Source organism: Pseudoclavibacter chungangensis (assembly GCF_013410545.1).
GTDB lineage: Bacteria > Actinomycetota > Actinomycetes > Actinomycetales > Microbacteriaceae > Pseudoclavibacter > Pseudoclavibacter chungangensis.
Genome location: NZ_JACCFV010000001.1, coordinates 1,703,236 through 1,729,876, shown reverse-complemented (window position 1 = coordinate 1,729,876; position 26,641 = coordinate 1,703,236). Strand labels below are relative to the sequence as shown.

The window sequence follows — 26,641 nt, the reverse complement described above, 5'->3', positions numbered from 1 at the left end:
GGGTGCATGTGAACCGCACGGCCGTCCGCCGCCGCGGCGCCGCGACCGTCGTCGCCGTCGTCGCCGTCCTCGTCCTGTTTCTCGTTCGGCTCGTCGACGTGCAGCTCGTCAACGCGCAGTCGATCAACGAGGAGGCCGAGGGGCGCCGGGGCGTGACCTCGACCATCTGGGGCGACCGGGGCGACATCCTCGACGCGTCCGGCACGGTCCTCGCGGGAAGCGTCGACCGCTTCGACATCACCGTCTCGCCGCGGAACGTCGCCGACATCACCGAGATCACGAGCGATGGCGAGGAGGTCGTCGTGATGACCCGCGACGACGCCCTCGCGAAGCTCGCCTCGATCACGGGGCAGGACCCGACCCAGGTGACCTCGATCGTCGACGACGCGCTCGCCGCCGATCCGGAGAGCAACTACGCGCTCCTGACCCGTTCCGTCACGCTCGAACAGTACGAGGCCGTCCGTGCCCTCGCGATCCCGTGGCTGTACTACGAACGCCACCCCGCCCGCGTCTACCCGAACGGCGCGGTCGCCGGCAACCTGACGGGATTCCTGGGCTCCGACAGCACCCCCCTCGCGGGCCTCGAGAACTCGCTCGACTCGTGTCTCGCGGGCGTCGACGGGGAGCTCATGTACGAGCGAGGCGCGGACGGCGTCCAGATCCCCGGCAGCGAGGTGACGATCACCGAGATGCAACAGGGCGGCGACCTCATGTTGTCCATCGACCTCGACACGCAGTGGTACGCACAACAGGTGATCGCCTCCGAGGTGCAGCGCATGGGCGGCCAGTACGGCCACATCACGGTGCAGGAGGTCAAGACGGGCAAGCTCGTCGCGGTCGCGGAGTGGCCGAGCGTCGACCCCAACAACCCCGGCCTCTCGGAGCCCGACGATCGCGGCTCGCGTGCATTCACGTCGCCGTACGAACCCGGTTCGACGATCAAACCGCTCACCGCCGCCGGGGTTCTCGACGCGGGACTCACGACACCCGACGAGCACTTCGTCGTGCCCGACAGCTGGGACCAGGACGGTGCGAGCTTCTCGGACGACTCGAACCACCCGGTCGCGAACTGGACGGCGGCGGGCATCATGGCCGTGTCCTCGAACGTCGGCATCGCGATGATGGGACAGCGACTCTCCGCGGACGCCCGCTACGACAACCTCGTGAACTTCGGTCTCGGCAGCCCGACCGAGACCGGCTTCCTCGGCGAGGAATCGGGCACCGTCCACCCCGCGAGCGAGTGGGACCCCCAGACGAACTACGCGACCATGTTCGGCCAGGGGCTCGAAGTGACGGCGCCGCAAATGGCGAGCATCTACCAGACGATCGCGAACGGCGGTGTCCGCCTCCCCGTGAGCCTCGCGCAGGGCTGCCGAGCCGCGGACGGCACGGTCGCCCCGCTCACGAGCGGGGAACCCCGGCAGGTCATCTCGCCCGAGGCCGCAGCCCAGACCCTGACGCTCCTCGAGGCCACGGCGCAGTCCGGCCACAACGCGGCCGAGACCTCGATCCCCGGCTACCGCGTCGGGGTCAAGACGGGAACGGCACAGATCTCCTCCGGCGAGGGCACGTACCTCGACGGTCAGTACATGACCTCGATGGCCGGTGTCGCGCCGATCGACGACCCACGGTACGTCGTCGTCGTCTCGATCATGGACCCGACGACCACGCGGTCGAGCGCGGCAACCGCTCCGGCGTGGAAAGATGTCATGAGCTACGTGCTGGAGAAGAACCGGGTTCCGACTTCGCCGCAGCCGTGGCCGACCATCCAGACGAGCTACTAGAGCCCGTCACGCGCCTCAGGAAGACATGCCCGCAGCAAGCATCCGCCCGCTCCATCCGGTCCCACGTTCCCTCTCGCAACTCTGCGCGAGGTTCGGACTCGACGCACCGGACGACATCGATCACCTCGAGGTGACCGGCGTCTCCATCTCCTCGAAGGACGTCGACGCCGGCGACCTGTACGTCGGCATCCCCGGTGCGCGGGTCCACGGCGCGTCGTTCGCGGACGACGCGAGGGCCGACGGCGCGGTCGCCGTGCTCACCGACGCGGCCGGCGCGGCGCTCGCCGCCGACAGCGGGCTCCCGGTGCTCGTGACCGAGGACCCCCGTGCGGCGCTCGGCGAGGTGTCGGCCTGGATCTACCGCACCGACCCCGACGTGCCGAAGCTCTTCGGCGTCACGGGGACGAACGGCAAGACGACCGTCGCGTACATCCTCGACGGGCTGCTCGGGCAGCTCGGGGTCCTCACGGGCCTCACGACGACCGTCGAGCGTCGGATCGGCGACGAACGCATCGACGCGTCGCTCACGACGCCCGAAGCGAACGAGCTCCACGCACTCATCGCCCGCATGCGCGAGGTCGGTGTCCACGCCGCGAGCATCGAGGTCTCCGCGCAGGCGATCACGCGTCACCGGGTCGACGGGCTCCTCTTCGACGTCGTCGGCTTCACGAACCTCTCGCACGACCACCTCGACGACTACCCGGACTTCGCGTCCTACTTCGAGGCGAAGCTCGAGCTGTTCACGCCCGAGCGCGCGCGTCGCGGGGTCGTCTCGCTCGACTCGGAGTGGGGAGCGAAGCTCGTCGAGAACACGCGCATCCCCGTCACGACGATCACCTCGAAGGACGGGGTCGAGGCGGACTGGCGCGTCATCGTCGGCGGCCAGCGCGGCGCGTCCACGACGTTCACGCTCGTCGCCCCCGACGGTCGCTCGCTCGACACGTCGATCCCGATGCCCGGATGGTTCTCGGCCGCGAACGCCGGCCTCGCGATCGTCATGCTCGTCGAATCGGGCTACGACCTCGATCAGATCGGCGAGGCGCTCGAACGCGACGGCGGGGTCGACGCGTTCGTCCCCGGCCGCCTCGAACTCGTGTCGGGCGAGCGCGGTCCCCGGCTCTACGTCGACTACGGCCACACGCCCGACGCGTTCGAACAGACCCTCGGTGCGCTGCGCGAGTTCACGACCGGCCGCCTCTTCATGATCTTCGGCGCCGACGGCGACCGCGACGCGACGAAGCGACCCGACATGGCGCGCATCGCCGCCGAACTCGCCGACGTCGTCATCATCACCGACTACAACCCCCGCACGGAGGACCCGGAGGCCATCCGCCGCGTCCTCGTCGACGCGGCCCGGGCCGCACGCCCCGAGGGCGAGGTGCTCGAGATAGCGGACGCCCGCCTCGGCATCCGACGGGCGGTCGAGCTCGCGGACGACGGCGATACCATCCTCGTCGCGGGACCCGGGCACGAGAGCTACACGGAGGTGGCGGGGGAGAAGATCCACTACTCCGCCCGGGACGAGGCGCGTGAGGCGCTTCGGGAAGCGGGGTGGCAGGCGTGATCCCGATGACGCTGCAGGACATCGCCGACGTCACCGCGGGGACGCTCGTCCTCCGCGGCGGCGCGACTGCCGAGACGGTCGTCGAGGGACTCGTCGACACCGACTCGCGGAAGATCGGGCCCGGCGACGTGTTCGTCGCGAAGCCCGGCGAGGAGACCGACGGGCACCTCTTCGCGCCCAAGGCCGTCGAGGCCGGGGCCGCGCTCGTGATCGACGAGCGGGAGCTCGATCTCGACGTGCCGCAGATCGTCGTGGCGAACGCCGTCGAGGCACTCGGGGCACTCGGGACCGAGGTCGTACGCCGCGTGCGCTCGCTCGGGAGGCTGCGGGAGATCGCGGTCACCGGGTCGAACGGGAAGACGACGACGAAGAATCTGCTGCAGGCGATCTTCTCGCGCCGTGGCGAGACGGTCGCACCGATCGCCTCGTTCAACAACGAGGTCGGCGCGCCGATCACGTTCTGCCGCCTCACGGCGTCCACGCGGTACCTCATCGCCGAGATGGGGGCGAGCGCACCGGGCGAGATCACGCGACTGACCCGCATGGCGAAGCCCGACGTGGGCATCGTCCTCACGGTCGGGCTCGCCCACGCCGGTGAGTTCGGCGGCATCGAGGTGACGCTCCGTTCGAAGACCGAGATGGTCCAGGCGCTCGACGAGGGCGACGTCGCCGTCCTGAACGCCGACGACGCGCGCGTCCGCACGATGGCGGAAAAGACGGCCGCGCGCGTCGTGTGGTTCGGACGCGGCGACGACGCCGACGTGCGCGCGAGCGACGTGACGACCTCGCTCGACGGCACGCGGTTCACGCTGCACGTGCCCGGTGAGGAGCCCGTCGACGTCCACTTCGCGGTCATCGGTGAGCACCACGTCACGAACGCGCTCGCCGCGGCCGCGGCCGCCCACGTCGAGGGTGTCAGTGCCGCGGACGTGCGCGACGCGCTGCAGGAGGTGACGCGCGCCGAGCGGTGGCGCATGGAGGTCGTCCACCGAGGCCCCGTCACGGTCATCAACGACGCCTATAACGCGAGCCCGGATTCCATGTCGGCCGCGCTCCGGACCCTCGCGCAGATCGCGCCGCCGGACGCGCGCACGATCGCCGTCCTCGGCGAGATGAGCGAGCTCGGCCCGTACGCGATCGAGGAGCACGACCGGATCGGTCTGCTCGCGGTGCGTCTCAACATCGATCAGCTCGTCGTGGTCGGCCGGGGCGCCCGCGCCCTGCACCTCGGCGCGATCGCGCAGGGATCGTGGAGCGGCGAGTCCCGCTTCGTCGAGGACGCGGACGAGGCGTACACCCTCCTCGAGGCGGAGCTGCGGCCCGGCGACATCGTGCTCGTCAAGTCGTCCAATTCGGCGGGGCTCCGGTTCCTCGGCGACCGACTCGCGGACCTCGCGGAAGGACGTGACGCATGATCGCCATCCTCATCGCCGGCGCGGTCGGCATGCTCTTCACGCTGTTCATGACCCCGCTGTTCATCCGGCTGTTCCACAAGCTGCACTGGGGCCAGTTCATCCGCGAGGACGGTCCGGAGGGGCACTACTCGAAGCGCGGAACGGCGACGATGGGTGGCATCGTCTTCACGATCGGTTCCGTCGTCGGCTACGGGGCGTCGCTGCTCATCGTGTGGGACGTCCCGACCGCGAGCGGACTGCTCGTGCTCGGCATGATGGTCGGGCTCGCGGGCATCGGCTTCATCGACGACTTCCTCAAGGTGCGAAAGCAGCAGAGCCTCGGGCTCGGCGGCTGGTCGAAGATCGCCGGCCAGGTCATCGTGGCGTCCGTCTTCGCGATCGTCGGACTGCAGTTCGTGAACTCCGAGGGCGTCCGGGTCATCTCGACGGGCATCTCGTTCATCCGGGAGCTGCCGTTCGACTTCCTCGCCTTCGGCAGTGTCATGGGCACGATCCTGCTCGTCATCTGGATCGTCCTCATCACGACGGCGACCTCCAACGCGGTCAACGTCACCGACGGACTCGACGGTCTCGCGACGGGGGCGTCGATCGTGTCGATCGGCGCGTTCGGGCTCATCGGGTACTGGCAGTTCAACCAGACCTGCGGCTCGGAACGGGTCGCCGAGTCGCTGTCCGACGCGTGCTACCACGCGTACGCGCCACTCGACATGACGATCGCGGCGTCGGCGATCGTCGGCTCGCTCATCGGGTTCCTCTGGTGGAACACGTCGCCGGCACAGATCTTCATGGGCGACACCGGTTCGCTCGGGCTCGGTGGCGCGCTCGCCGCGTTCGCGATCATCTCGCGCACCGAGCTCCTGCTCGTCCTCATCGGCGGCCTGTTCGTCATCACGACGGGCTCGGTCATCCTGCAGCGGATCTACTTCAAGCTGACCCACGGCAAACGCATCTTCCTCATGAGCCCGCTGCACCATCACTTCGAACTCAAGGGGTGGGCCGAGGTCACGATCGTCGTCCGGTTCTGGATCATCGCCGGCATCTGCGCCGCGGCCGGCCTCGGACTGTTCTACCTCGAATGGTGGTCGCAGGTATGAGTGAGCGTCTCGACGCCCTGACGAGCTGGTCGTCCGATTGGGCGGGGCTCCGCGTCGCGGTGCTCGGTCTCGGCATGACCGGATTCTCCGTCGCCGACACGCTCGCGGAGCTCGGCTCGGAGGTGCTCGTGCTCGCGGGCGCGCACGACGAGGACCGCGAACGCATCCTCGAGGTGCTCGGCGTCCCGGTCGTCGTGCGCGAACCGCTCGACGCCGTCCCCGACGAGCTCGTCGCGTTCGACCCGGAACTCGTCGTCGCGTCCCCCGGCTTCCCCCCGCACCACCCGCTCCTCCGGTGGGCGGCGGAACGGGGGCTCCCCGTCTGGGGCGACGTCGAACTCGCCTGGCGTGTCCGCGACAAGACGGGGACGCCGGCCGAGTGGCTGTGCATCACGGGGACGAACGGCAAGACCACGACGACGCAGCTCACGGCCCACATGATCGCCGCGAGCGGTGCACGCGTCGCGCCGTGCGGCAACATCGGCGTCCCCGTGCTCGACGCCGTGCGCGATCCGGCGGGATTCGACGTGCTCGTCGTCGAGCTGTCGAGCTACCAATTGCATTCGACCCACTCCCTCGCGCCGCTCGCGTCGGTCGTGCTCAACATCGCGGACGACCATCTCGACTGGCACGGGAGCGCCGAGGCCTACCGGACGGCGAAGGGACGCGTCTACGAGCGGACCCGCGTCGCGTGCGTCTACAACCGCGCCGACGACGTGACCCGCGAGCTCGTCGAGGCCGCCGACGTCCAGGAGGGCTGCCGGGCGATCGGCTTCGGACTCGACGTGCCGGGTCCGAGCGACTTCGGTGTCGTCGACGGCATCCTCGTCGACCGGGCGTTCCTCGACGACCGCGCGCACCGCGCGCTCGAGCTGACGACACTCGAGGAACTGCGCACGCTCGGCCTCGGCGCGGGCCATCTCGTACAGGACGTGCTCGCGGCGGCGGCGCTCGCACGCGCGGCGGGAGTCGAACCGATCGACGTCCGACGTGCACTCGCCGACTTCCGCGTGGATCGCCACCGCAACGAGCCGGTCGGTGCGCGGGACGGCGTCGCGTGGGTCGACGACTCGAAGGCCACGAACCCGCACGCCGCGAACGCGTCGCTGCACGCGTACCCGTCGGTCGTGTGGATCGTCGGTGGGCTGCTGAAGGGCGTGGACATCGCTCCGCTCGTCGCCAGGCACGCGGAACGGGTGCGCGGCGCCGTCGTCATCGGCCGCGACCGCGCGGCCGTCGTCGAGGCGTTCCGCCAACACGCCCCCGCGGTACCCGTGTTCGAGGTCGACGTGGAGGACACTGAGGACGTGATGCCGCGAGCGGTCGCCGAGGCGCGCCGGATCGCCGAGACGGGGGACACGGTGCTGCTGGCACCGGCCGCGGCGTCGATGGACCAGTTCGACAGCTACGGGGACCGCGGCGACCGCTTCGCCTCGGCGGTTCGCGCACAGTGGGAGGCGAGTGACGATGACCCGCACGACGTCGACCGCTCCTCGGACGGGGCGGGCGACGCCTGACGCGAGTCGCCGGCCCACGGGGGCCGGGTCGGCCGAGCGGACGGGAGGACGCACGGGTGACGGGGCGCGCCGTGCGCTCGACGGTGCCCGTGCCGTCACCGTCTCGCTCGGTGAGCGTGTCCAGGCGGGCGACCGGAACGTCTACCTCCTGCTCGGCATCACCCTGTTCCTCGTCGTCTACGGCCTCGTCATGGTGTTGTCGAGTTCCGCGGTCGAGGAGTTCGCGGCGGGCAACGCCGTCTCGGACAAGTTCGTCCGTCAGGCGGTGTTCGCGGTCGCCGGGATCCCCCTCATGCTCATCGCGTCGCGCATGCCGCTGCGGTTCTGGAGCGCGCTCGCGTGGCCCATGCTCATCGGTGCGACGGTCCTGCAGGCGCTCGTCCTGACGCCGCTCGGTATCGAGGAGAAGGGCAACCGCGCGTGGCTCGACATCGGCGGCCTCACGTTCCAGCCGGCGGAGCTGCTGAAGGTCGCGCTCGTCGTCTGGCTCGGGTTCATCGTGAGCCGCAAGCGTGAGAAGCTCACCGATTGGCGCCATGTCGCGATCCCGATCCTGCCCGTGCTCGCCGTGTCGATCGGCATCGCGCTCGCCGGCGGCGACCTGGGGACGGTCATCATCATCGGCGGGCTCGTCCTGGGGGCGCTCTACTTCGGCGGCGTACCCATGCGGTTCCTCCTCATCGCCGTGACCGCCGCCGCCGCGGGCGCGATCGCGATGGTGCTCGTGAGCGGCAACCGCATGTCGCGCATCACGTGTTTCATCAACGACACGTGTCCGTACGAGACGTGGGGCTGGCAGTCCGCGCACGGGCGGTACGCGCTCGCCGCGGGCGGCCTGTTCGGTGTCGGGCTCGGGAACTCGTCGGCCAAGTGGTCGTGGCTGCCGGAGGCCGACAACGACTTCATCTTCGCGATCGTGGGGGAGGAACTCGGCCTCGTCGGCGCACTCGTCATGATCCTGCTGTTCGTCGCGCTGGCCCTCGTCATGGTGCGCATCATCGTGTCGACCGACGACCCGTTCCGTCGCACGACGATCGGTGGCGTCGCCGTGTGGCTCGTGTTCCAGGCGTTCGTCAACATGGCCGTCGTCCTCGATCTGCTCCCCGTGCTCGGCGTGCCGCTACCGCTCGTCTCGTCGGGCGGCTCCGCGCTCATCACGACCCTGCTCGCCATCGGTATCGTGGTGTCGATGGCCAACGAACACGAACGCCCCGAACGTCGGCGGACCGCATGACCACGTACCTCCTCGCAGGCGGCGGGACCGCCGGACACGTCAACCCGCTCCTCGCGGTCGCCGACGAGATCCGCGCACGCGAACCCGACGCCGAGATCATCGCGCTCGGGACGCGGGAGGGCCTCGAGGCACGCCTCGTGCCCGCTCGCGGCTACGAGCTCGAGACGATCGCGAAGGTGCCGTTCCCGCGTCGCCCGAATCTCGACGCCCTCCGCTTCCCCGGGCGCTTCACGCGTGCGGTCCGTCGCGTCCGCGAACTCATCGCGTCCCGCGGTGTGGACGTCGTCGTCGGGTTCGGCGGCTACGCCTCGGCACCCGCCTACATGGCCGCACGAGGTCGCGTCCCGTTCGTGATCCACGAGGCGAACGCCGTGCCCGGCATGGCCAACAAGCTCGGGGCCAAGCGCGCCGCGGCCGTCGGTGCCGCGTTCGCGAACACCCCGCTGCCCGGTGCCGTCACCGTCGGCATGCCGCTCCGGCGCGAGATCGAGCGCCTCGATCGGGCGGCCTCGCACGACGAGGCGATCGCCGCGTTCGGGCTCGATCCGGCGCGGCGCACACTGCTCGTCACGGGCGGTTCGCAGGGCGCGAAACGACTCAACGACACGGTCCGCGCGTCCGGTCGTCGGCTCGTCGACGCCGGCTGGCAGATCGTCCACGTCGTCGGCCGCCTCTCGCCGTTCGACGATCCGGGCATCGAGCACTATCACGTGCTCGAGTACTGCGACCGCATGGACCTCGCGTTCGCCGCTGCGGACCTCGCGATCTCGCGAGCGGGTTCCTCGACGGTGTGCGAGATGACCGCGGTCGGCCTGCCCGCCGTATACATCCCGTACCCGGTCGGCAACGGCGAGCAGGCCGTCAACATCCGCGAGATGCTCGCGGCCGATGCCGCGATCACGGTGCGTGACGCGGCGTTCACCCCCGAGTGGGTCGAACACGATCTCGTGCCGTTGCTCGAGGACGCGCCGCGGCGGGAGCGGATGTCGGCCAACGCCGAACGCATCGGCGTCCGCGACGGCGCCGCCCGCCTCATCGCGCTCGTCGACGGTGCCCTCGGGCGCCCGTCCGTTCCGCGCGGCGGGCGCGACGACGCCCCGGGCGCGTAACCTGTAGCGGTCGCACGACGGGACGACCGCGTGTGAGCACGAACGAGGAGAGCGACAGCAGATGATCCAGCCAGACCCGGATGCGCAGATTCCCGACGAACTCGGGAAGGTCCACTTCATCGGCATCGGCGGTTCGGGCATGAGCGGCATCGCGCGCATGCTCATGGACCGCGGGGTCCGGGTCTCCGGCAGCGACCGCACCGAGAACGACTACACGCGCGAACTGCGCGAGCGCGGCGCGGAGGTCCACATCGGCCACGACGCCGCCAACCTGGGGGACGCCGACACGGTCGTCGTGACCTCGGCGCTGTGGCCCGACAACCCCGAACTCGTGCTCGCGCGCGAGCGGGGTCTGACGGTCCTCCACCGCTCGCAGGCGCTCGTGTGGCTCACACGCGGAAGCAGGCTCGTCGCCGTCGCCGGCGCGCACGGCAAGACGACCTCGACGGGCATGGTCGTGACGGCGCTCGACGAGCTCGGGGCCGACCCCAGCTTCGTGAACGGCGGCGTGATCGAGCAGCTGCACACCTCCTCGCACATCGGTGGCGGGCGGGAGTTCGTCGTCGAGGCCGACGAGTCCGACGGCTCGTTCCTCTTCTACGACGTCGCGATCGCCCTCATCACGAACATCGACAACGACCACCTCGACCACTACGGCACGGTCGAGGCGTTCGAGGCCGCCTTCGTGTCGTTCGCGTCGCGGGCGAGCGAGGCGGTCGTGATCTCGTCCGACGACCCGCTCGCGGTCGAGGTCACGACGCGGATCGACCATCCGCGGATCATCACCTTCGGCGAGGCCGAGGGGGCGACGGTCCGCGTGAGCGACATCGCGTCACAGGGGGGCCGCACGACCTTCGTCGTCCATCACGAGGGCGTCGCGTATCCGGCCGAGATCCACGTGCCGGGTCGGCACAACGCGATCAACGCGACGGGTGCGTTCGCCGTCCTCACCGCCCTCGGGCACGATCCGCGTGCCGCGCTCGACGGCCTCGCGGCCTTCGGCGGCACGAAGCGGCGGTTCGAGCTGCACGGCACCGTTCGTGGTGTGAGCGTCTACGACGACTACGCGCACCACCCCGCCGAGGTCGAGGCCGCGCTCACGGCGGCCCGCACGGTCGTGGGCGACGGGCGACTCATCGCCGTCCACCAGCCGCACCTCTACTCGCGCACGCAGGCCATGAGCGACGTGTTCGCCGAGGTCTACGAGCGGCTCGCCGATCGGACCGTCGTACTCGACGTGTGCGGCGCGCGCGAGGACCCGATTCCCGGTGTCACGGGAGCACTCGTGGCGGACGCTTTCGCCGATCCGGACCGCGTGGCCTTCCGTCCCGATTGGCAGGAGGCCGCGGACTACACGGCATCGGTCGCGCGGGAGGGGGATTTCGTCATCACCTTCGGGTGCGGTGACGTGAACCTCATCGTCCCCCAGTTGCTCGGCTCGCTCGAGGCGTCCGCAGGGGCATGAGCCCCGCGGCGGATCGCGACGCGTCCATCGCGGACGCGCGGCGGGAGCGGGAGGTCGAGCGCGACGAGGTCCGGCGCTTCACGCGTTCGTCGCGCCGCAGGCGGCGGCTGCTCGTCGGGATCGTCGCATCGGTCGCGGCACTGCTCCTGTTCGTCGCCGTCGCCGTGTTCTCGCCCATCATGGCGGTGCGCGAGATCCGGGTCGAGGGCACGAGCCGGCTCGACGCGACGGCCGTGGGTGAGGTCCTCGCCGACCTCGACGGGCGCCCGCTCGCGCTCGTGACCACGAACGACGTCGCGACAAGGCTCGCGGGCTTCGTGCTCGTGCAGAGTTGGTCGAAGCGGGCGGTACCGCCGTCGACACTCGTCGTCGACATCGTCGAGCGTCAGCCGATCGGCGCGCTCGAGCGGGACGGACAGTGGGCCGTGTACGACGCCGCCGGCGTCGAGCTGTGGCGGGCACCCGAGGCGCCGGCCGACGTGCCGACGCTCGATCTTGGCGGCGGGGACACGTCGTCGCCCGCGTTCGCCGCGGCGGCACAGGTCTCGCTCGCGCTGCCCGCCGACTTCCGTGTCGGCGTCGCCTCGGTCACGGCGCGGACGTTCGACGACGTCACGCTGCAATTGCGTGACGGGACGAGTGTCGTGTGGGGGAGCGGCGAGGACTCCGCGCGGAAGGTCGAGGTGCTCCTCGCGCTCATGTCCGGGGCGCCGGCGGGTGGCGTGTCGCAGTACGACGTCTCGAGTCCGGAGTCGCCCGTCACGCGCTGATCGGCGGGTCGCGGCGCCCTCGTCCCGAGCCTCAACCTTCAGGTGGAACTTGAGATGAGATGGGCGTTTCGCGCCGATCATTCGCGACACACCCGCCACGATCCGGACGCCACCCGGCTCACCCCCGTACCGTCGGTGCAACAGACGAGTTCACGAGCCTCCCCAGACCCTAAAGTCGTCGTCGGAAGTGTGCTCCGCGCACGCGACGCGACGCAGGGCTCGTGACAACAACGAGGGGCCGGACACGTGTCGAACACCAACAACTACCTCGCCGTCATCAAGGTCGTCGGCATCGGTGGCGGCGGCGTCAACGCCGTCAACCGCATGATCGAACTCGGACTCCGCGGCGTGGAATTCATCGCCATCAACACCGATGCGCAGGCGCTGCTCATGAGCGACGCCGACGTGAAGCTCGATGTCGGACGTGAACTGACGCGCGGTCTCGGTGCCGGCGCGGACCCCGAGGTGGGGCGTCGCGCGGCCGAGGACCACGCCGAGGAGATCGAGCAGGCCCTTGCCGGCGCGGACATGGTCTTCGTCACGGCGGGTGAGGGCGGCGGAACGGGAACGGGCGGCGCGCCCGTGGTCGCCCGGATCGCCAAGTCGATCGGCGCGCTCACGATCGGCGTCGTGACGAAGCCGTTCGGCTTCGAGGGCATGCGCCGCATGCAGCAGGCCGAGGTGGGCGTCGCGACGCTCAAGGAAGAGGTCGACACCCTCATCGTGGTGCCGAACGACCGGCTCCTGGAGATCAGCGACCGCGGCATCTCGATGCTCGAGGCGTTCTCGACCGCCGACCAGGTGCTCCTCGCGGGTGTCCAGGGCATCACCGATCTCATCACGACGCCGGGCCTCATCAACGTCGACTTCGCCGACGTGAAGTCCGTCATGCAGGGGGCGGGATCGGCGCTCATGGGCATCGGCTCCTCGCGCGGTGCGGATCGTGCGATCAAGGCAGCCGAGCTCGCGGTCGCCTCGCCACTGCTCGAGGCGTCGATCGAGGGCGCTCACGGCGTGCTCCTCTCCATCCAGGGCGGCTCCAACCTCGGCATCTTCGAGATCAACGAGGCGGCCGGGCTCGTGAAGGAGGCCGTGCACCGCGAGGCGAACATCATCTTCGGAACGGTCATCGACGACACGCTCGGCGACGAGGTCCGGGTCACCGTGATCGCGGCGGGCTTCGACGGCGGTGAGCCCAAGTCGCTCGCGGAGGCGCAGCGGGCGCAGTCGACTGCCCCGCAGCAGTCGGCCGGTGGCGGTGAGTCGCACCGTCCGTCGACGACCGCGGACCGCGAGCCGGAGCCCGTCGGGATCGGCGCGTACGGACAGTCGTCCCAGCGCCCCGAGCCCGTCCAGTCGAAGCCCGAGCCCGCGCCCGCGCAGCAGACCGAGCAGAAGCCGAACACGGGCCAGCCGGGTCCGCGTGCGGTACCGGCGTGGTCGACGGCGGAGGCCCCGACGGTGCTGCCGCGCTCCGACGCCGAGCAGGGCTACGACGACTCGAGCGACGACCCGTTCGACATCCCCGACTTCCTCAAGTAGCGGCGATGGCGCACGAAAGCGGCGGCGAGGGCGGCGAGAGCGCCCTCGCCGCCCGTCTGCGGGCGGTTCACGCTCGAATCGACGAGGCGTGCCGGGACGCGGGCCGTTCGCCCGACGACGTCGAGCTCGTCGTCGTCACGAAGTTCCACCCGCCCGAACTCGTCGAGGCGCTCGCCGAGCTCGGTGAACGCCGCTTCGGCGAGAACCGTCACCCCGAGGCACGTGACAAGCGGGCCGCCGTGGGTCGGGACGACCTCGAGTGGCACTTCGTCGGTCAGGTGCAGACGAACAAGGCGCGGCAGATCGCGGCGTACGCCGACTGCATCCAGAGCATCGACCGACCGGGCCTCGTGGATGCGCTCGCGACGGCGCGGCGCGAGCGGCCGCTCGACGTCTTCGTCCAGGTGGGCCTCTCCGACGAGTCCGGCCGGGGCGGTGTCGCTCCGGACGCGCTCGAGTCGCTCGTCGAGCACGTGCTCGCCACGCCGGTGCTGCGGCTGCGCGGCCTCATGACGGTCGCCCCGCAGCACGTGGAGCCGGCTCGCGCGTTCGCCCGGCTCGCCGAGTTGTCCGCCGATGTGCGGCGGATCGCTCCGGGCGCGAGCGCGCTCTCGATGGGGATGTCGGGCGATTTCGTGTCAGCGATTTCACAGGGTGCGACACACCTGCGAATCGGCGCGGCAATCACGGGAGAACGACCGATGCGGCAATAGCATAGTCACACGCGACACACGTGCCACACGCAGCACGCGCGAAACTGACGGAGGAACTGAGATGGCCAACCCCCTGCGCAATGCCATGGTCTACCTGGGCCTGGCCGACGAAGACGAGAACCGCTTCGAGGACGAGGTGCACACGCCCCGCCGCGCCGAGGCCGTCCCCGAGCCTCGCCAGGAGCAGCCGCAGCAGCGGCAGACGCCTGCCCCAGTGACTCCCATCACCCCGACCACCAAGATGCAGGCTCCGACTCCGGCGGCGAACGAAATGAACGAGATCCTCACGGTCCACCCGAAGGCGTACAAGGACGCGCAGGTCATCGCGGAGAACTTCCGCGACGGCATCCCCGTCATCATCAACCTCTCGCAGATGGAGGACGGCGAGGCCCGTCGCCTCATCGACTTCGCGAGCGGCCTCTCGCAGGGCCTGTATGGCAAGATCGAACGCGTCACCAACCGCGTGTTCCTCCTCTCGCCGCACCATGTCGCGGTGCACGGCGAGGAGACGAAGAACGCCGCGGCCAAGGAGTCGTCGTTCTTCGCCTAGGCGAGAATCCGTTCCTCGGGAGGCGGCGTGCGACATGCGCGCCGCCTCGTGCGTGAGCTGCGCACACCTATCCGCGAGAGAGGCCTCACGAATTGCTCGGACTGCTCGCCCAGATCCTCGGTCTGGTCATCAACCTGTACATCGTCGTCCTGTGGGCGCGACTGATCCTCGAGTACGTTCAGCTGTTTGCCAGGAACTGGAAGCCCAAGGGTGTCGTCCTCGTGCTCTGCGAGTTCGTGTACTCGATCACCGATCCGCCCGTGAAGCTCGTTCGCAAGGTCGTTCCCCCGCTGCGCGTGGGTAACATCAGCATCGATCTGGCCTGGATGATCGTCATGTTCGCACTCATCATCCTCGCGAATGCCCTCGTCTTCCTCCGCTGAACGACACGCCGTGCGGTCGTAAATCTTCACTCAAATGTGACGAAAGTGGCACCAGTGCCGTAGTGTGACTGACGCGCACCCCGCTGGGCAGCCCCCAGCATCGCGGCAGCGGGCCGGGGGCGATACTGTTACCCATTGACAAGCGATACGCAAAGAAAGTTGAGAGGTGGCCGGCATGGCACTCACGCCAGAAGACGTGGTCAACAAGCGCTTTCAGCAGACCAAGTTCCGCGAGGGGTACGACCAGGACGAGGTCGACGACTTCCTCGACGAGATCGTGATCGAGCTCCGTCGCCTCATCGCGGAGAACGAAGAGCTCCGGGCCGAGCTCGATGCCGCCGCGAAGCGCGTCGCATCCGCTCCCCAGCCCGTCCTCGAGAAGGTCGTGGAAGAGCCCGCTCCCGTGCAGCAGCCGACGCCGCAGCCCGTCGCCTCGCTCGGCGCCGCCGCGTCGGGTGACGACGCCGAGTCGTCGAACTCGCTGCTCGTCCTGGCCCGTCGTCTCCACGACGAGCACGTCGCCGACGGTGCTCGCCGCAAGGACGAGATCATCGCCGAGGGCGAGGCCGAGGCCCGCCGCATCGTCGCCGACGCCGAGCTCCGCGCCCGCAACGTGGTGAACGAGGGCGACGCGAAGGCCCGCCAGATCGTGAGCGACGCAGAGGCCAAGGAGCGCGACACGATGCGCCGCCTCGAGGACTCGAAGACGAAGATCGAGGAGCGCATCGAAGAGCTGCGCATCTTCGAGCGCGACTACCGCAACCAGCTCCGCGGCTACATCGAGGGTCAGCTCAACGACCTCAACCGCCAGGCCTCGGGTGTCGAGCCCGCCGCGTCCGGCGTGCAGCAGCCGCAGCAGTAGTTCGTAGCGTGGGAGCGTCGACTCGACCTGATCCCGCGCGCACGCAGCGACCGCGTCCGATCAGCACGAAGATCCTCGTGCTGATCGGCGCGGTCGCGCTGTGCGTGTACGGACTCGACCAGCTCACGAAGGCGATCGTCGAACGATCGCTCACCGAGGGCGAGCCGGTGCCCGTTCTCGGGCGCGTGCTGCAGTGGTACTTCGTGCGGAATCCCGGTGCGGCGTTCTCGTTCGCCGAGGGACAGACGTGGCTCTTCACGGGCTTCGCGATCGTCATGATCGTCGTCATCGTCGTCGTGGCCCGCCGGATCCACTCGGCCCGATGGGCCGCCGTGTTCGGGCTCGTACTCGGTGGTGTGCTCGGGAATCTCACCGACCGACTCCTGCGGCCACCGGGATTCGGCGTGGGGCACGTCGTCGACTTCATCTCGACGCCGTGGCTGATCCCGGCGATCTACAACATCGCGGACATGGGCATCGTGTTCGGGATGATCCTGTTCGTGCTCCTCACGGTGCTCGACGTCGGGTTCGACGGTGTCCGACGCCGTTCGCGCTCGGACGGGGCGCCGGCCCCCGAGGACGAGCCGGACGAGGCGTCCGGCGGGGTCGGGACACCGCCCGCCCCCGGGACGGACGAGCGGGAGGGGCGCGCATGAGCGAGTCGCGCATGCTGCCGGTTCCGGACGGCCTCGACGGCGTCCGGGTCGATGCCGGGCTGTCCAAGCTCCTCGGGTTCAGCCGAACCACGGCGGCCGAGATCGCGGAATCCGGCGGCGTCCTCCTCGACGGCAGGACCGTCGGCAAATCCGATCGCCTCGCGGCGGGATCACTCGTCGACGTCACCTGGGAGCCGGCACGCCCCGTCGAGGTCGTTCCCATGGTGGTCCCCGATCTCGGGATCGTGCACGACGAGCCGAGCTTCGTCGTCGTCGACAAGCCCGTCGGCGTGGCCGCTCACCCCTCGGTCGGCTGGGAGGGGCCCACCGTGCTCGGTGCGCTCGCCGCGGCCGGGTTCCGCATCTCGACCTCGGGACAACCCGAACGGGCGGGGATCGTCCACCGGCTCGACGCCGGGACCTCGGGACTCATGGTGGTCGCGAAGACGGAGGACGCCTACGCGACGCTCAAGCGCGCCTTCAAGGAGCGCACCGTGACGAAGATCTACCACGCGGCCGTGCAGGGGCACCCCGACCCGCTCGCCGGAACGATCGACGCTCCCATCGGTCGGCACCCGGGCTCCTCGTGGAAGTTCGCGGTCACCTCCGACGGCAAGCCCTCGGTCACGCACTACGAGACGATCGAGGCGTTCCGGCACGGCAGCCTGCTCGAGGTGCACCTCGAGACCGGCCGGACGCACCAGATCCGTGTGCACATGGCGGCGCAGCGGCATCCCTGCATCGGTGACCCGCTCTACGGTGGGGACCCGCAGCTCGCCGCCCGACTCGGTCTGTCGCGGCAATGGTTGCATGCGCGCACACTCGGGTTCGCGCACCCCGAGACGGGGGAGTACGTCGAGTTCCACAGCGACTACCCGGCCGATCTCGCGAACGCGCTGGAGCTGCTCCGCGAGTCCTGAGCGGGGCGCGACACTGACGTTCCGTCGGGCTCGTGGGGCGTAGGCTGAGGGACCCCGTCCCGTCACGGACGCGGGCCATGCACACGGTGATCCGACCCCCGGGAGCGTCTTGTCCGAGTCCGACTCGTTCGTCCACCTGCACGTCCACAGCGAGTACTCGATGCTCGACGGCGCCGCCCGCGTCGGGGACCTCATGAAGGCCGTGAGCGCCGAGGGGATGCCCGCGATCGCGATGACCGACCACGGCAACGTGTTCGGCGCGTACGACTTCGCGCGGCAGGCGCGGCAGAACGGGATCAAGCCGATCATCGGCACGGAGGCGTACCTCACGCCCGGCACGCACCGGTCCGACCGCACGCGCGTGAAGTTCGGCGACGGCGGCGGGGACGACGTCTCGGGCGCCGGCGCGTACACGCACATCACGCTCCTGAGTCACTCGACGCCCGGCATGCACAACCTCTTCAAGCTCTCGTCGCGCGCGTCCATGGAGGGCTACTACTTCAAGCCGCGCATGGACCGCGAACTGCTGCAGGAGTACCACGAGGGGCTCATCGCGACGACCGGCTGCCCGTCGGGCGAGATCCAGACGCGACTCCGGCTCGGGCAGTACGAGGAGGCGCGCAAGGCGGCGGGGGAGTTCCGCGAGATCTTCGGCGCCGAGAACTACTTCTGCGAGATCATGGACCACGGCATCGACATCGAGCGACGCGTCATGGGCGATCTGTTGAAGCTCGCGAAGGACATGGCGATCCCGCTCGTCGCGACGAACGACCTCCACTACACACACCACGGCGACGCCGACAGCCACTCGGCCCTCCTGTGCGTGCAATCGGGTTCGACGATGCACGATCCGAACCGCTTCAAGTTCGACGGCTCCGGCTACTACCTGAAGAGCGCCGCCGAGATGCGGCAGATCTTCCGCGACCACCCCGAGGCGTGCGACAACACGCTGCTCATCGCCGAGCGCTGCGAGGCGACGTTCGACGAGGACGCGAGCTACATGCCCGTGTTCCCCGTCCCGGAGGGCGAGACCGAGGAGTCCTGGTTCATCAGGGAGGTCCAGACGGGCCTCCACGGGCGCTACCCCGACGGCATTCCCGAGCGCGTGCAGCAGCAGGCCGACTACGAGAACGGGGTCATCACCCAGATGGGGTTCCCGGGCTACTTCCTCGTCGTCGCGGACTACATCAACTGGGCGAAGTCGAAGGGCATCCGCGTCGGTCCCGGCCGTGGCTCGGGTGCCGGATCGATGGTCGCCTACGCGCTCGGCATCACGGGACTCGACCCGCTCGAGCACGGGCTCATCTTCGAGCGCTTCCTCAACCCCGATCGCGTCTCGATGCCCGACTTCGACGTCGACTTCGACGAGCGTCGGCGCGGTGAGGTCATCGACTACGTGACCGAGAAGTACGGCGTCGACCGCGTCTCGCAGGTCGTCACCTACGGCACGATCAAGACGAAGCAGGCGCTCAAGGACTCGGCGCGCGTGCTCGGGCACCCGTTCGGCATGGGCGAGCGGCTCACGAAGGCGCTCCCGCCGGCCATCATGGCGAAGGACATCCCACTGCGTGGCATCGTCGACCCGAAGCACGAGCGCTACAAGGAGGCGGGCGAGTTCCGCGCGCTCATCGAGACCGACCCCGAGGCGAAGACCGTGTTCGACACGGCGCTCGGCATCGAGGGCCTCAAGCGCCAGTGGGGCGTGCACGCGTGCGCCGTCATCATGTCGAGCCACCCGCTCATGGACATCATCCCCATCATGAAGCGGGAGCAGGACGGCGCGATCATCACGCAGTTCGACTACCCGACCTGCGAGGCCCTCGGCCTGCTGAAGATGGACTTCCTCGGGCTCCGCAACCTCACGATCATCGACGACGCGCTCGACAACATCCGCGACAACAAGGGCGCCGAGGTCGAGCTCGAAGCGCTCTCGCTCGACGACCACCCGACGTACGAACTGCTCGCCCGCGGCGACTCGCTCGGCATCTTCCAGCTCGACGGCGGGCCGATGCGCTCGCTCCTGCGCCTCATGAAGCCCGACAACTTCGAGGACATCTCGGCCGTCGGCGCGCTCTACCGGCCGGGCCCGATGGGCGCGAACTCGCACACGAACTACGCGCTGCGCAAGAACGGGCTGCAGGAGGTCGTGCCGATCCACCCGGAGCTCGCGGAGCCGCTGCAGGACATCCTCGGCGAGACCTTCGGCCTCATCGTGTACCAGGAGCAGGTCATGGCGATCGCGCAGAAGCTCGCGGGCTTCACGCTCGGCCAGGCCGATCTGCTCCGCCGCGCGATGGGCAAGAAGAAGAAGGCGGAGCTCGACAAGCAGTACGAGGGCTTCCATCGCGGCATGCGCGAGAACGGCTACTCGGACGCCGCCGTCACGACGCTGTGGGACATCCTCCTGCCGTTCTCCGACTACGCCTTCAACAAGGCGCACTCCGCCGCGTACGGCGTCGTCTCGTACTGGACGGCGTATCTGAAGGCCCACTACCCGGCCGAGTACATGGCGGCGCTCCTCACGAGCGTCGGCGATTCCCGCGACAAGCTCGCGATCTACCTCGGCGAGTGCCGCCGCATGCAGATCGACGTGCTGCCCCCGGACGTCAACGAGTCGGTCGCGAAGTTCGCGGCCGTCGGCATGGACATCCGATTCGGCCTCGGCGCGGTGCGCAACGTCGGCGCCAACGTCGTGGAGGAGATCCGGGCCGCGCGCAAGGAGAAGGGCGCGTTCGAGAGCTTCCACGACTTCCTCCGCAAGGTACCGCTCGGCGTCGCGAACAAGCGCACGATCGAGTCGCTCATCAAGGCGGGCGCGTTCGACTCGCTCGGCAATACGCGCCGGGCACTGCTCGAGATCCACGAGGACGCCGTCGACGCGTCGGTGTCGCGCAAGCGGAACGAGGCGCACGGGCAGGTCGACCTGTTCGCGGGCCTCATGGACTTCGAGGAGGAGACCGACCAGGTTCCCGACCGCCCCGAGTTCGCCCGCACCGACAAACTCGCGTTCGAGCGCGACATGCTCGGGCTCTACGTGTCGGACCACCCGCTCAAGGGGCTCGAACGGGAACTCGCGAAGCTCGCGTCGACCTCGATCCTCGACCTGCTCGAGTCCGAGACGGTCGAGGACGGTCAGCAGGTCACGATCGCGGGCCTCATCACGAGCGTCCAGCACCGCGTGGCCCGTCAATCGGGCAACCCGTACGGCATGGTGCAGGTCGAGGACTTCGGCGGCGAGATGACCGTCATGTTCATGGGCAAGACGTACCAGGAGTTCGCGTCGAAGCTCGTCAACGATGCGATCGTCGTCGTCCGCGGGCGCGTCTCGAAGCGCGACGACGGCATGAACCTGCACGCCCAGGGCCTGCAGGTGCCGCGTTTCGCCGAGGAGGGCAGCACCGGGCCGCTCACGCTCGCGCTCGTCGACACCCAGGCGACCGAGCGCGTCGTCGGGCAACTCGACGAGGTCCTGCGGCGGCACGCCGGGGCGAGCGAGGTGCGGCTCAAGATGCGCGGCGCGAACGTGATCCGGCGCTTCGAGCTGCCGCACCGCGTGCGCGTGTCCGACGACCTGTTCGGCGAGCTCAAGGCGCTCCTGGGCCCCGGCTGTCTCGGGTGAGGTGGCGCGCGGGGAGGGCGATGTCGAGCTCGGCGCGCCGATAGACTCGAGGCACCATGCTGCGAACGATCGATCTGCGCGCCACCTCCCTCTCGCCGACCGCCCTGCGCGACGCCCTCCCGCGACCCGAGATCGACGTCTCGGTCGCGGCCGAGACCGCGGCGACCCTCATCGACGACGTCCGCACGCGCGGTGCGGACGCGCTCCGCGACCAGGCGGAGCGGCTCGACGGCGGTGCGCCCGACCACGTCACGGCGACCGCGGACGAACTCGCGGCGGCCCGCGCCGGCCTCGCCCCCGACGTGCGGGACGCGCTCGAGCGCATGATCGAGCGGGTCCGCGCCGGTTCGGCCGCGCAGGTGCCGCCGGCCGCGGCGACGACCCTCGCCCCCGGCGCGACGGTCACGCAGCGCTGGCAGCCGGTCGAACGCGTCGGGCTGTACGTGCCCGGCGGGAAGGCCGTGTACCCGTCGAGCGTCGTCATGAACGTCGTCGCGGCCCAGGCGGCCGGGGTGCGTTCGATCGCCATCGCCTCGCCGCCGCAGCGCGCGTTCGGTGGCGCCGTGCACCCGACCGTCCTCGGCGCGGCCGCGCTGCTCGGCGTCCGGGAGGTGCACGCCATGGGCGGCGCCGGTGCGATCGGCGCACTCGCGTACGGTGTCGAGTCACTCGGCATCGAGCGCGTCGACGTCATCACCGGCCCGGGCAACGTGTACGTCGCCGCCGCGAAGCGCATCGTGCAGTCGGTCGTCGGCATCGACATGGAGGCGGGACCGACCGAGATCCTCGTCATCGCCGATGCGAGCGCGGACCCCGACCTCGTCGCGAGCGATCTCGTGAGCCAGGCGGAGCACGACGAGATGGCGGCCTCGGTCCTCGTGACCGACGACGCCGACCTCGCCGACCGCATCGCCGAGCGCGTCGCCGCACGGGCAGCCGCGACCCGCCACGCCGACCGTGTCGCGATCGCGCTCGCCGGGCCGCAATCGGCGATCGTCCTCGTGGACGATCTCGCCGCGGCCGCCGCGGTCTCGAACGCGTACGGCCCCGAGCACCTCGAGATCCAGACGGCGGACGACGAGGCCGTGCTCGCGGACATCACGAACGCCGGTGCGATTTTCCTCGGGGCGCACTCACCCGTGAGCCTCGGCGACTATCTCGCCGGGTCCAACCACGTACTCCCGACCGGCGGCCAATCCGCCCACGCGGCGGGGCTCGGTGCACACACGTTCCTGCGTCCCCAGCAGATCATCCGCTACGACGCCCCCGCGCTGGCCGAGGTCGCCGATGCGATCGTCGCGCTCTCCGGCGCCGAGGACCTGCCCGCGCACGGCGAGGCCGTCCGGGCCCGGACGACCTGATGCACTGCCCGTTCTGCCGGCACCCCGACTCGAGGGTCGTCGACTCACGCACGACCGACGACGGCAACTCCATCCGTCGTCGGCGTCAGTGCCCCGAGTGCGGTCGTCGGTTCTCGACGATCGAGACCGCGAGCCTCTCGGTCGTCAAGCGCAACGGTGTCGTCGAGCCGTTCTCGCGCGACAAGGTCGTCGCGGGTGTGCGCAAGGCGTGCCAGGGGCGTCCGGTCACCGACACGGACCTGGCCCTCCTCGCCCAGCGCGTCGAGGAGTCCGTCCGCTCGTCGGGCGCCTCGCAGGTCGAGACGAACGACATCGGTATCGCGATCCTCGCGCCGCTGCGCGAGCTCGACGACGTCGCGTACCTGCGCTTCGCGTCGGTCTACCAGGCCTTCGCCGACCTCGAGGACTTCGCCGCGGCCATCGACGCGCTCCGGCACGACGGGGTGACCTCGAAGTACGGGGCCGCCGATCTCAGCGAGACGGGGGAGTAGCCCGTGTACCGAATCCTGTTCCGCACGGTGCTCTCGCGCTTCGACGCCGAGCGCGCACACGCGATGGGCTCCTGGGTCGTCCGCCTCCTCGGTTCGCGAGCCCTCGCGCCGCTCGTCGGCCCGGTGTGCGCCCCCGATCCGTCCCTGCGGACGGAGGCACTCGGTCTCGTCTTCCCGTCGCCCTTCGGCCTCGCTGCCGGCTTCGACAAGGACGCCCACGACGTGGCCGGCCTCGAGGCGCTCGGCTTCGGGCACATCGAGGTGGGGACGGTGACGCCCGTCGCGCAGCCCGGCAACCCCCGCCCGCGCATGTTCCGACTCATCGCGGATCGCGGTCTCGTCAACCGCATGGGCTTCAACAATCTCGGTGCGGCCCAGGCGGCGGACGCGTTGCGCCGTCGCAGGCGCGGGCGCGCGATCGTCGGCGTGAACATCGGCAAGAACAAGACGACGTCCGCCGAGGCCGCCGTCGACGACTACGTGTCGGCCGCACGCACGGTCCGGGACGTCGCCGACTACCTCGTCGTCAACGTGTCGTCACCGAACACGCCCGGCCTCCGTGGCCTGCAGGAGCTCGACGCACTCGAGCCCATCCTCCGCGCGACGCGCGAGGCCGCCGACGGTGTCCCGCTGCTCGTGAAGATCGCCCCCGATCTCGCCGACGAGGAGATCCGCCGCATCGGGGAGCTCGCGGTGCGCGCGGGGCTCGCGGGCGTCATCGCGACGAACACGACGATCGCCCGCGACGGTCTGCGCACCCCGGCGCGCGTCGTCGACGCGTACGGCGCCGGTGGACTCTCGGGTGCGCCGCTCCGCCGTCGCTCCCTCGAGGTGCTCCGCGTGCTGCGCGAGACCGTGCCGGCCGAGCTGTGCATCGTCTCGGTCGGTGGCGTGACGAGCGCCGCCGACGTCGCCGAGCGTCTCACCGCCGGTGCGACGCTCGTGCAGGGATACACCGCGTTCCTCTACGAGGGGCCCGGGTGGGCGCGCGCGATCAATCGTGGCCTCGCCCGGCGGGCTGCCGGCGCCTGACGGCGTTCCGCTCGGCGGATCGCCGGGTGTGACTCGGCGCGTCCGTCGCGCGCATCGCGACGGACGCCCCGAGCCGGGTTCACTTCCCCGTGAACTCGATCTTCTCGCCACGCTTGACGCGTGCCTTCGGCATCCGGAGCGGCCGCAGCTGCATGATGCGCGTGATCGTGCCGAGGATGATGCCCTTCTCGACGTTCGAGGCGCCGACGACCGCGGTGATCTTCCGCTTGATGACATTCGCCACGATGAGGGCCTCCGCGATCGCGATCGCGAGGAACACCCAGATGAACGCCATCGCCCAGATGCCCGCCTGCTGGCTGGGGAGGAACGTGGCGAAGATGACGAGGAACATGAGCGGCAGGAGGAACTCGCCGAGGGAGAAGCGCGCGTCGATGTAGTCGCGCAGGAAGCGCTTCTGCGGCCCGCGCTCGGTCGGACGCAGGTAGCGGTCGTCGCCCCGGGCCATGCCCTCGCGGGCCTCGGCCTGCTTGGCGCGCATCTGCGCCTGCATCTCCCGCTTGGCCTGCTTGCGGTCCTCGGGGACGAGCGGGCGCCGGTTCGCCGCCTCGCGTTCGCGCCGCGAGGGTGTCGGCCCCTTCTTCCCCGTGGATGCCGGGTGGTCGCCCGCGGACTCCTGCTTGGCCATCGTGCCTCCGAAACGTCAGAACCCTAAGCTTAACCGCATGACGACCCCACTCGACGCCGACCACCGTGCGTCCGACGACGCCATCCGACGCGCCGTCGACGCCGACCTGCCACGGACCATCGCCCGCCTCGCCGACCTCGTGCGCATCCCGTCCGTCTCCTGGGACGCGTTCGACCGTGCCCACGTCCGCGCGAGCGCCGAGGCGGTCGCGGAACTCGCACGGGCGACGGGTGTGTTCGAGCGCGTCGAGGTGCTCGACGCCGTCGACGACGAGGGGCGACAGGGGCAGCCCGCGGTGGTCGCGGTCCGCTCGGCACCCGCCGGTGCGCCGCGCGTGCTGCTCTACGCCCACCACGACGTCCAGCCCCCGGGATCCGACGCGGACTGGGACACGCCACCGTACGAACCGACCGTCGTCGGGGACCGGCTCCACGGCCGCGGTGCGAGCGACGACAAGGCGGGCGTCATGACGCACGTCGCCGCGGTCGAGGCCGTGCGTGCCGCACTCGGCGACGATTTCCCGCTCGGCATCGCGCTGTTCGTCGAGGGGGAGGAGGAGAACGGCTCGCGCAGCTTCCGTCCCTTCCTCGAGGCCCACGGCGCACACCTCGACGCGGACGTCATCGTCGTCGCGGACAGCGACAACCCGTCCGTCGACGTGCCCGGCCTCACGGTCTCGCTGCGCGGCAACGTGACGTGCACCGTGACGGTCCGCACGCTCGCTCACGCCTCCCACTCCGGGATGTTCGGCGGTGCGGCGCCTGATGCGATGCTCGCGACGATCCGATTGCTCGACACCCTGTGGGACGAGGACGGTGCCGTGGCCGTCGCGGGACTCACGTCGCGACCGGGCGGTGCGGGCGGGGATCTCGAGGACCTGCGACGCGATGCGGGGCTCCTCGACGGCGTGCGGCCCATCGGGCGCGGCGAGCTCAACGACCGCCTCTGGAACGAGCCGGCGATCACGATCACGGGCATCGACGCCCCGAGCCTCGCGAACGCCTCGAACACCCTCGTACCCGTCGTCTCGGTGCGTCTCTCCGCCCGCATCGCCCCCGGCCAGCGCGCCGAGGACGCCGCCGAGCACATCCGCCGACACCTCGAGGAGCACGCGCCGTTCGGTGCATCGGTCGAGATCTCGGGCGTCGACGCGGGGAACCCGTTCCTCGTCGACGTCGACGCCCCGGCCGTGACCGCGATGCGTGACGCGATGCACGAGGGGTGGGGGACCGAAGCGGCACTCACGGGCATCGGTGGCTCGATCCCGTTCATCGCGGATCTCGTCGAACGATTCCCCGACGCGCAGATCCTCGTCACGGGCGTGGAGGATCCCGCGACGAGAGCCCACAGCCCGAACGAATCGCAGCACCTGGGCGTCCTGCGACGCGCGATCCTGACCGAGGCGGTCTTCCTGGCCCGCCTCGCCGCCGGCGGCGGGAATGTGTCGACGAGCCGGGAGGGTTATCCTGGAGACGGCGGTGCACCCGCCGAGGGACCCCATCCGGACACCGCAGAGGAGCAAGCATGACGACCGTACTCGAGGGCATCACCATGACCGAGGCCACGCACAACGTGACCCTCACCGAGGCGGCCGCGGCGAAGGTCAAGAGCCTCCTCTCGCAGGAGGGCCGCGAGGACCTGCGACTCCGCATCGCCGTCCAGCCCGGCGGCTGCTCGGGCCTCATCTACCAGCTCTTCTTCGACGAGCGCGAGCTCGACGGGGACGCATCGGTCGACTTCGACGGGGTCGAGGTCATCATCGACCCCATGAGCGTCCCCTACCTCGAGGGCGCGGCGATCGACTTCGAGGACACGATCCAGAAGCAGAGCTTCACGATCGACAACCCCAGCGCGACGGGTTCGTGCGCGTGCGGGGACTCCTTCCACTGATCCGTCCGTTCGTCGACGCGGGGC

Annotated in this window: 23 protein-coding genes; 22 read left to right on the top strand and 1 reads right to left on the bottom strand. The window is 70.1% G+C overall.

Going from position 1 to position 26,641, the window contains the following annotated elements:
* Positions 1-8 precede the first annotated feature (8 nt).
* The 20 genes from HNR16_RS07815 (at position 9) to HNR16_RS07720 (ending at position 24,081) form a co-directional block, all read left to right on the top strand.
* Entirely contained in the window at positions 9-1,784 is a 1,776-nt protein-coding gene (locus HNR16_RS07815) for a peptidoglycan D,D-transpeptidase FtsI family protein (protein WP_179558158.1), read from the top strand.
* Positions 1,785-1,809: 25 nt separating this feature from the next.
* The gene (locus tag HNR16_RS07810) at positions 1,810-3,348 is read left to right on the top strand and encodes a Mur ligase family protein (protein ID WP_158039600.1); all 1,539 of its coding nucleotides are present in this window, start codon (positions 1,810-1,812) and stop codon (positions 3,346-3,348) included.
* A complete protein-coding gene (locus tag HNR16_RS07805) occupies positions 3,345-4,763 on the top strand; it encodes a UDP-N-acetylmuramoyl-tripeptide--D-alanyl-D-alanine ligase (RefSeq protein WP_158039709.1) in 1,419 nt (472 codons plus the stop codon). Before HNR16_RS07810 ends, HNR16_RS07805 begins: the two co-directional genes overlap by 4 nt.
* The gene (gene mraY, locus HNR16_RS07800) at positions 4,760-5,857 is read left to right on the top strand and encodes a phospho-N-acetylmuramoyl-pentapeptide-transferase (RefSeq protein ID WP_158039601.1); all 1,098 of its coding nucleotides are present in this window, start codon (positions 4,760-4,762) and stop codon (positions 5,855-5,857) included. The genes HNR16_RS07805 and mraY overlap by 4 nt, the downstream gene beginning before the upstream one ends.
* Positions 5,854-7,374, top strand: coding sequence for a UDP-N-acetylmuramoyl-L-alanine--D-glutamate ligase (gene murD / locus HNR16_RS07795; protein ID WP_158039602.1), 1,521 nt, complete (start codon positions 5,854-5,856; stop codon positions 7,372-7,374). The genes mraY and murD overlap by 4 nt, the downstream gene beginning before the upstream one ends.
* Positions 7,325-8,608, top strand: a complete 1,284-nt coding sequence (gene ftsW / locus HNR16_RS07790; protein ID WP_158039603.1) for a putative lipid II flippase FtsW — start codon at positions 7,325-7,327, stop codon at positions 8,606-8,608. Before murD ends, ftsW begins: the two co-directional genes overlap by 50 nt.
* Positions 8,605-9,717: an undecaprenyldiphospho-muramoylpentapeptide beta-N-acetylglucosaminyltransferase gene (murG, locus tag HNR16_RS07785; protein ID WP_158039604.1), complete on the top strand. Its 1,113-nt coding sequence runs from the start codon at positions 8,605-8,607 to the stop codon at positions 9,715-9,717. Before ftsW ends, murG begins: the two co-directional genes overlap by 4 nt.
* 61 nt (positions 9,718-9,778) lie before the next feature.
* On the top strand, positions 9,779-11,182 hold the full coding sequence (murC, locus tag HNR16_RS07780) for a UDP-N-acetylmuramate--L-alanine ligase (RefSeq protein WP_158039605.1): 1,404 nt from the start codon (positions 9,779-9,781) through the stop codon (positions 11,180-11,182).
* Positions 11,179-11,952 carry an FtsQ-type POTRA domain-containing protein gene (locus HNR16_RS07775; protein WP_158039606.1) on the top strand — a complete coding sequence of 258 codons (774 nt, stop codon included), beginning with the start codon at positions 11,179-11,181 and terminating at the stop codon, positions 11,950-11,952. The genes murC and HNR16_RS07775 overlap by 4 nt, the downstream gene beginning before the upstream one ends.
* Before the next feature lie 246 nt (positions 11,953-12,198).
* A complete protein-coding gene (ftsZ, locus tag HNR16_RS07770; protein WP_158039607.1) occupies positions 12,199-13,494 on the top strand; it encodes a cell division protein FtsZ in 1,296 nt (431 codons plus the stop codon).
* Between the two features lie 5 nt (positions 13,495-13,499).
* Positions 13,500-14,207 carry a YggS family pyridoxal phosphate-dependent enzyme gene (locus HNR16_RS07765; protein WP_158039608.1) on the top strand — a complete coding sequence of 236 codons (708 nt, stop codon included), beginning with the start codon at positions 13,500-13,502 and terminating at the stop codon, positions 14,205-14,207.
* 61 nt (positions 14,208-14,268) lie between these two features.
* Positions 14,269-14,757, top strand: coding sequence for a cell division protein SepF (locus HNR16_RS07760; RefSeq protein WP_158039609.1), 489 nt, complete (start codon positions 14,269-14,271; stop codon positions 14,755-14,757).
* A 92-nt stretch (positions 14,758-14,849) separates the two neighbouring features.
* Positions 14,850-15,140 (top strand): YggT family protein, encoded by a 291-nt coding sequence (locus HNR16_RS07755; protein WP_158039610.1) that lies wholly within the window; start codon positions 14,850-14,852, stop codon positions 15,138-15,140.
* A 175-nt stretch (positions 15,141-15,315) separates the two neighbouring features.
* Positions 15,316-16,002, top strand: a complete 687-nt coding sequence (locus HNR16_RS07750) for a DivIVA domain-containing protein (RefSeq protein WP_158039611.1) — start codon at positions 15,316-15,318, stop codon at positions 16,000-16,002.
* A 77-nt stretch (positions 16,003-16,079) separates the two neighbouring features.
* The gene (lspA, locus tag HNR16_RS07745) at positions 16,080-16,658 is read left to right on the top strand and encodes a signal peptidase II (RefSeq protein ID WP_225737764.1); all 579 of its coding nucleotides are present in this window, start codon (positions 16,080-16,082) and stop codon (positions 16,656-16,658) included.
* Positions 16,655-17,578 carry an RluA family pseudouridine synthase gene (locus HNR16_RS07740; RefSeq protein WP_225737765.1) on the top strand — a complete coding sequence of 308 codons (924 nt, stop codon included), beginning with the start codon at positions 16,655-16,657 and terminating at the stop codon, positions 17,576-17,578. The genes lspA and HNR16_RS07740 overlap by 4 nt, the downstream gene beginning before the upstream one ends.
* Before the next feature lie 109 nt (positions 17,579-17,687).
* On the top strand, positions 17,688-21,197 hold the full coding sequence (gene dnaE / locus HNR16_RS07735; RefSeq protein ID WP_158039612.1) for a DNA polymerase III subunit alpha: 3,510 nt from the start codon (positions 17,688-17,690) through the stop codon (positions 21,195-21,197).
* Positions 21,198-21,253: 56 nt separating this feature from the next.
* On the top strand, positions 21,254-22,558 hold the full coding sequence (hisD, locus tag HNR16_RS07730; protein ID WP_158039613.1) for a histidinol dehydrogenase: 1,305 nt from the start codon (positions 21,254-21,256) through the stop codon (positions 22,556-22,558).
* Positions 22,558-23,049, top strand: a complete 492-nt coding sequence (gene nrdR / locus HNR16_RS07725; protein WP_158039614.1) for a transcriptional regulator NrdR — start codon at positions 22,558-22,560, stop codon at positions 23,047-23,049. The genes hisD and nrdR overlap by 1 nt, the downstream gene beginning before the upstream one ends.
* Before the next feature lie 3 nt (positions 23,050-23,052).
* Positions 23,053-24,081 carry a quinone-dependent dihydroorotate dehydrogenase gene (locus HNR16_RS07720; protein WP_158039615.1) on the top strand — a complete coding sequence of 343 codons (1,029 nt, stop codon included), beginning with the start codon at positions 23,053-23,055 and terminating at the stop codon, positions 24,079-24,081.
* 79 nt (positions 24,082-24,160) lie between these two features.
* Here the strand turns inward: HNR16_RS07720 and HNR16_RS07715 are convergent, their stop codons facing one another.
* Positions 24,161-24,727, bottom strand: coding sequence for a DUF3043 domain-containing protein (locus HNR16_RS07715; RefSeq protein ID WP_158039616.1), 567 nt, complete (start codon positions 24,725-24,727; stop codon positions 24,161-24,163).
* 37 nt (positions 24,728-24,764) lie between these two features.
* Between HNR16_RS07715 and HNR16_RS07710 the strand changes: the two genes are divergently transcribed.
* The gene (locus tag HNR16_RS07710; RefSeq protein ID WP_158039617.1) at positions 24,765-26,255 is read left to right on the top strand and encodes a dipeptidase; all 1,491 of its coding nucleotides are present in this window, start codon (positions 24,765-24,767) and stop codon (positions 26,253-26,255) included.
* Positions 26,252-26,617: an iron-sulfur cluster insertion protein ErpA gene (gene erpA, locus HNR16_RS07705; RefSeq protein WP_158039618.1), complete on the top strand. Its 366-nt coding sequence runs from the start codon at positions 26,252-26,254 to the stop codon at positions 26,615-26,617. Before HNR16_RS07710 ends, erpA begins: the two co-directional genes overlap by 4 nt.
* Positions 26,618-26,641 lie beyond the last annotated feature (24 nt).

Bases quoted from the DNA above. Each gene is read 5' to 3' on its own strand.
- HNR16_RS07810 (WP_158039600.1), top strand. From the start codon at position 1,810: ATGCCCGCAGCAAGCATCCGCCCGCTCCATCCGGTCCCACGTTCCCTC.
- mraY (WP_158039601.1), top strand. From the start codon at position 4,760: ATGATCGCCATCCTCATCGCCGGCGCGGTCGGCATGCTCTTCACGCTG.
- murD (WP_158039602.1), top strand. From the start codon at position 5,854: ATGAGTGAGCGTCTCGACGCCCTGACGAGCTGGTCGTCCGATTGGGCG.
- ftsW (WP_158039603.1), top strand. From the start codon at position 7,325: ATGACCCGCACGACGTCGACCGCTCCTCGGACGGGGCGGGCGACGCCT.
- murG (WP_158039604.1), top strand. From the start codon at position 8,605: ATGACCACGTACCTCCTCGCAGGCGGCGGGACCGCCGGACACGTCAAC.
- murC (WP_158039605.1), top strand. From the start codon at position 9,779: ATGATCCAGCCAGACCCGGATGCGCAGATTCCCGACGAACTCGGGAAG.
- HNR16_RS07775 (WP_158039606.1), top strand. From the start codon at position 11,179: ATGAGCCCCGCGGCGGATCGCGACGCGTCCATCGCGGACGCGCGGCGG.
- HNR16_RS07765 (WP_158039608.1), top strand. From the start codon at position 13,500: ATGGCGCACGAAAGCGGCGGCGAGGGCGGCGAGAGCGCCCTCGCCGCC.
- HNR16_RS07760 (WP_158039609.1), top strand. From the start codon at position 14,269: ATGGCCAACCCCCTGCGCAATGCCATGGTCTACCTGGGCCTGGCCGAC.
- HNR16_RS07750 (WP_158039611.1), top strand. From the start codon at position 15,316: ATGGCACTCACGCCAGAAGACGTGGTCAACAAGCGCTTTCAGCAGACC.
- HNR16_RS07740 (WP_225737765.1), top strand. From the start codon at position 16,655: ATGAGCGAGTCGCGCATGCTGCCGGTTCCGGACGGCCTCGACGGCGTC.
- hisD (WP_158039613.1), top strand. From the start codon at position 21,254: ATGCTGCGAACGATCGATCTGCGCGCCACCTCCCTCTCGCCGACCGCC.
- nrdR (WP_158039614.1), top strand. From the start codon at position 22,558: ATGCACTGCCCGTTCTGCCGGCACCCCGACTCGAGGGTCGTCGACTCA.
- HNR16_RS07715 (WP_158039616.1), bottom strand. From the start codon at position 24,727: ATGGCCAAGCAGGAGTCCGCGGGCGACCACCCGGCATCCACGGGGAAG.
- HNR16_RS07710 (WP_158039617.1), top strand. From the start codon at position 24,765: ATGACGACCCCACTCGACGCCGACCACCGTGCGTCCGACGACGCCATC.
- erpA (WP_158039618.1), top strand. From the start codon at position 26,252: ATGACGACCGTACTCGAGGGCATCACCATGACCGAGGCCACGCACAAC.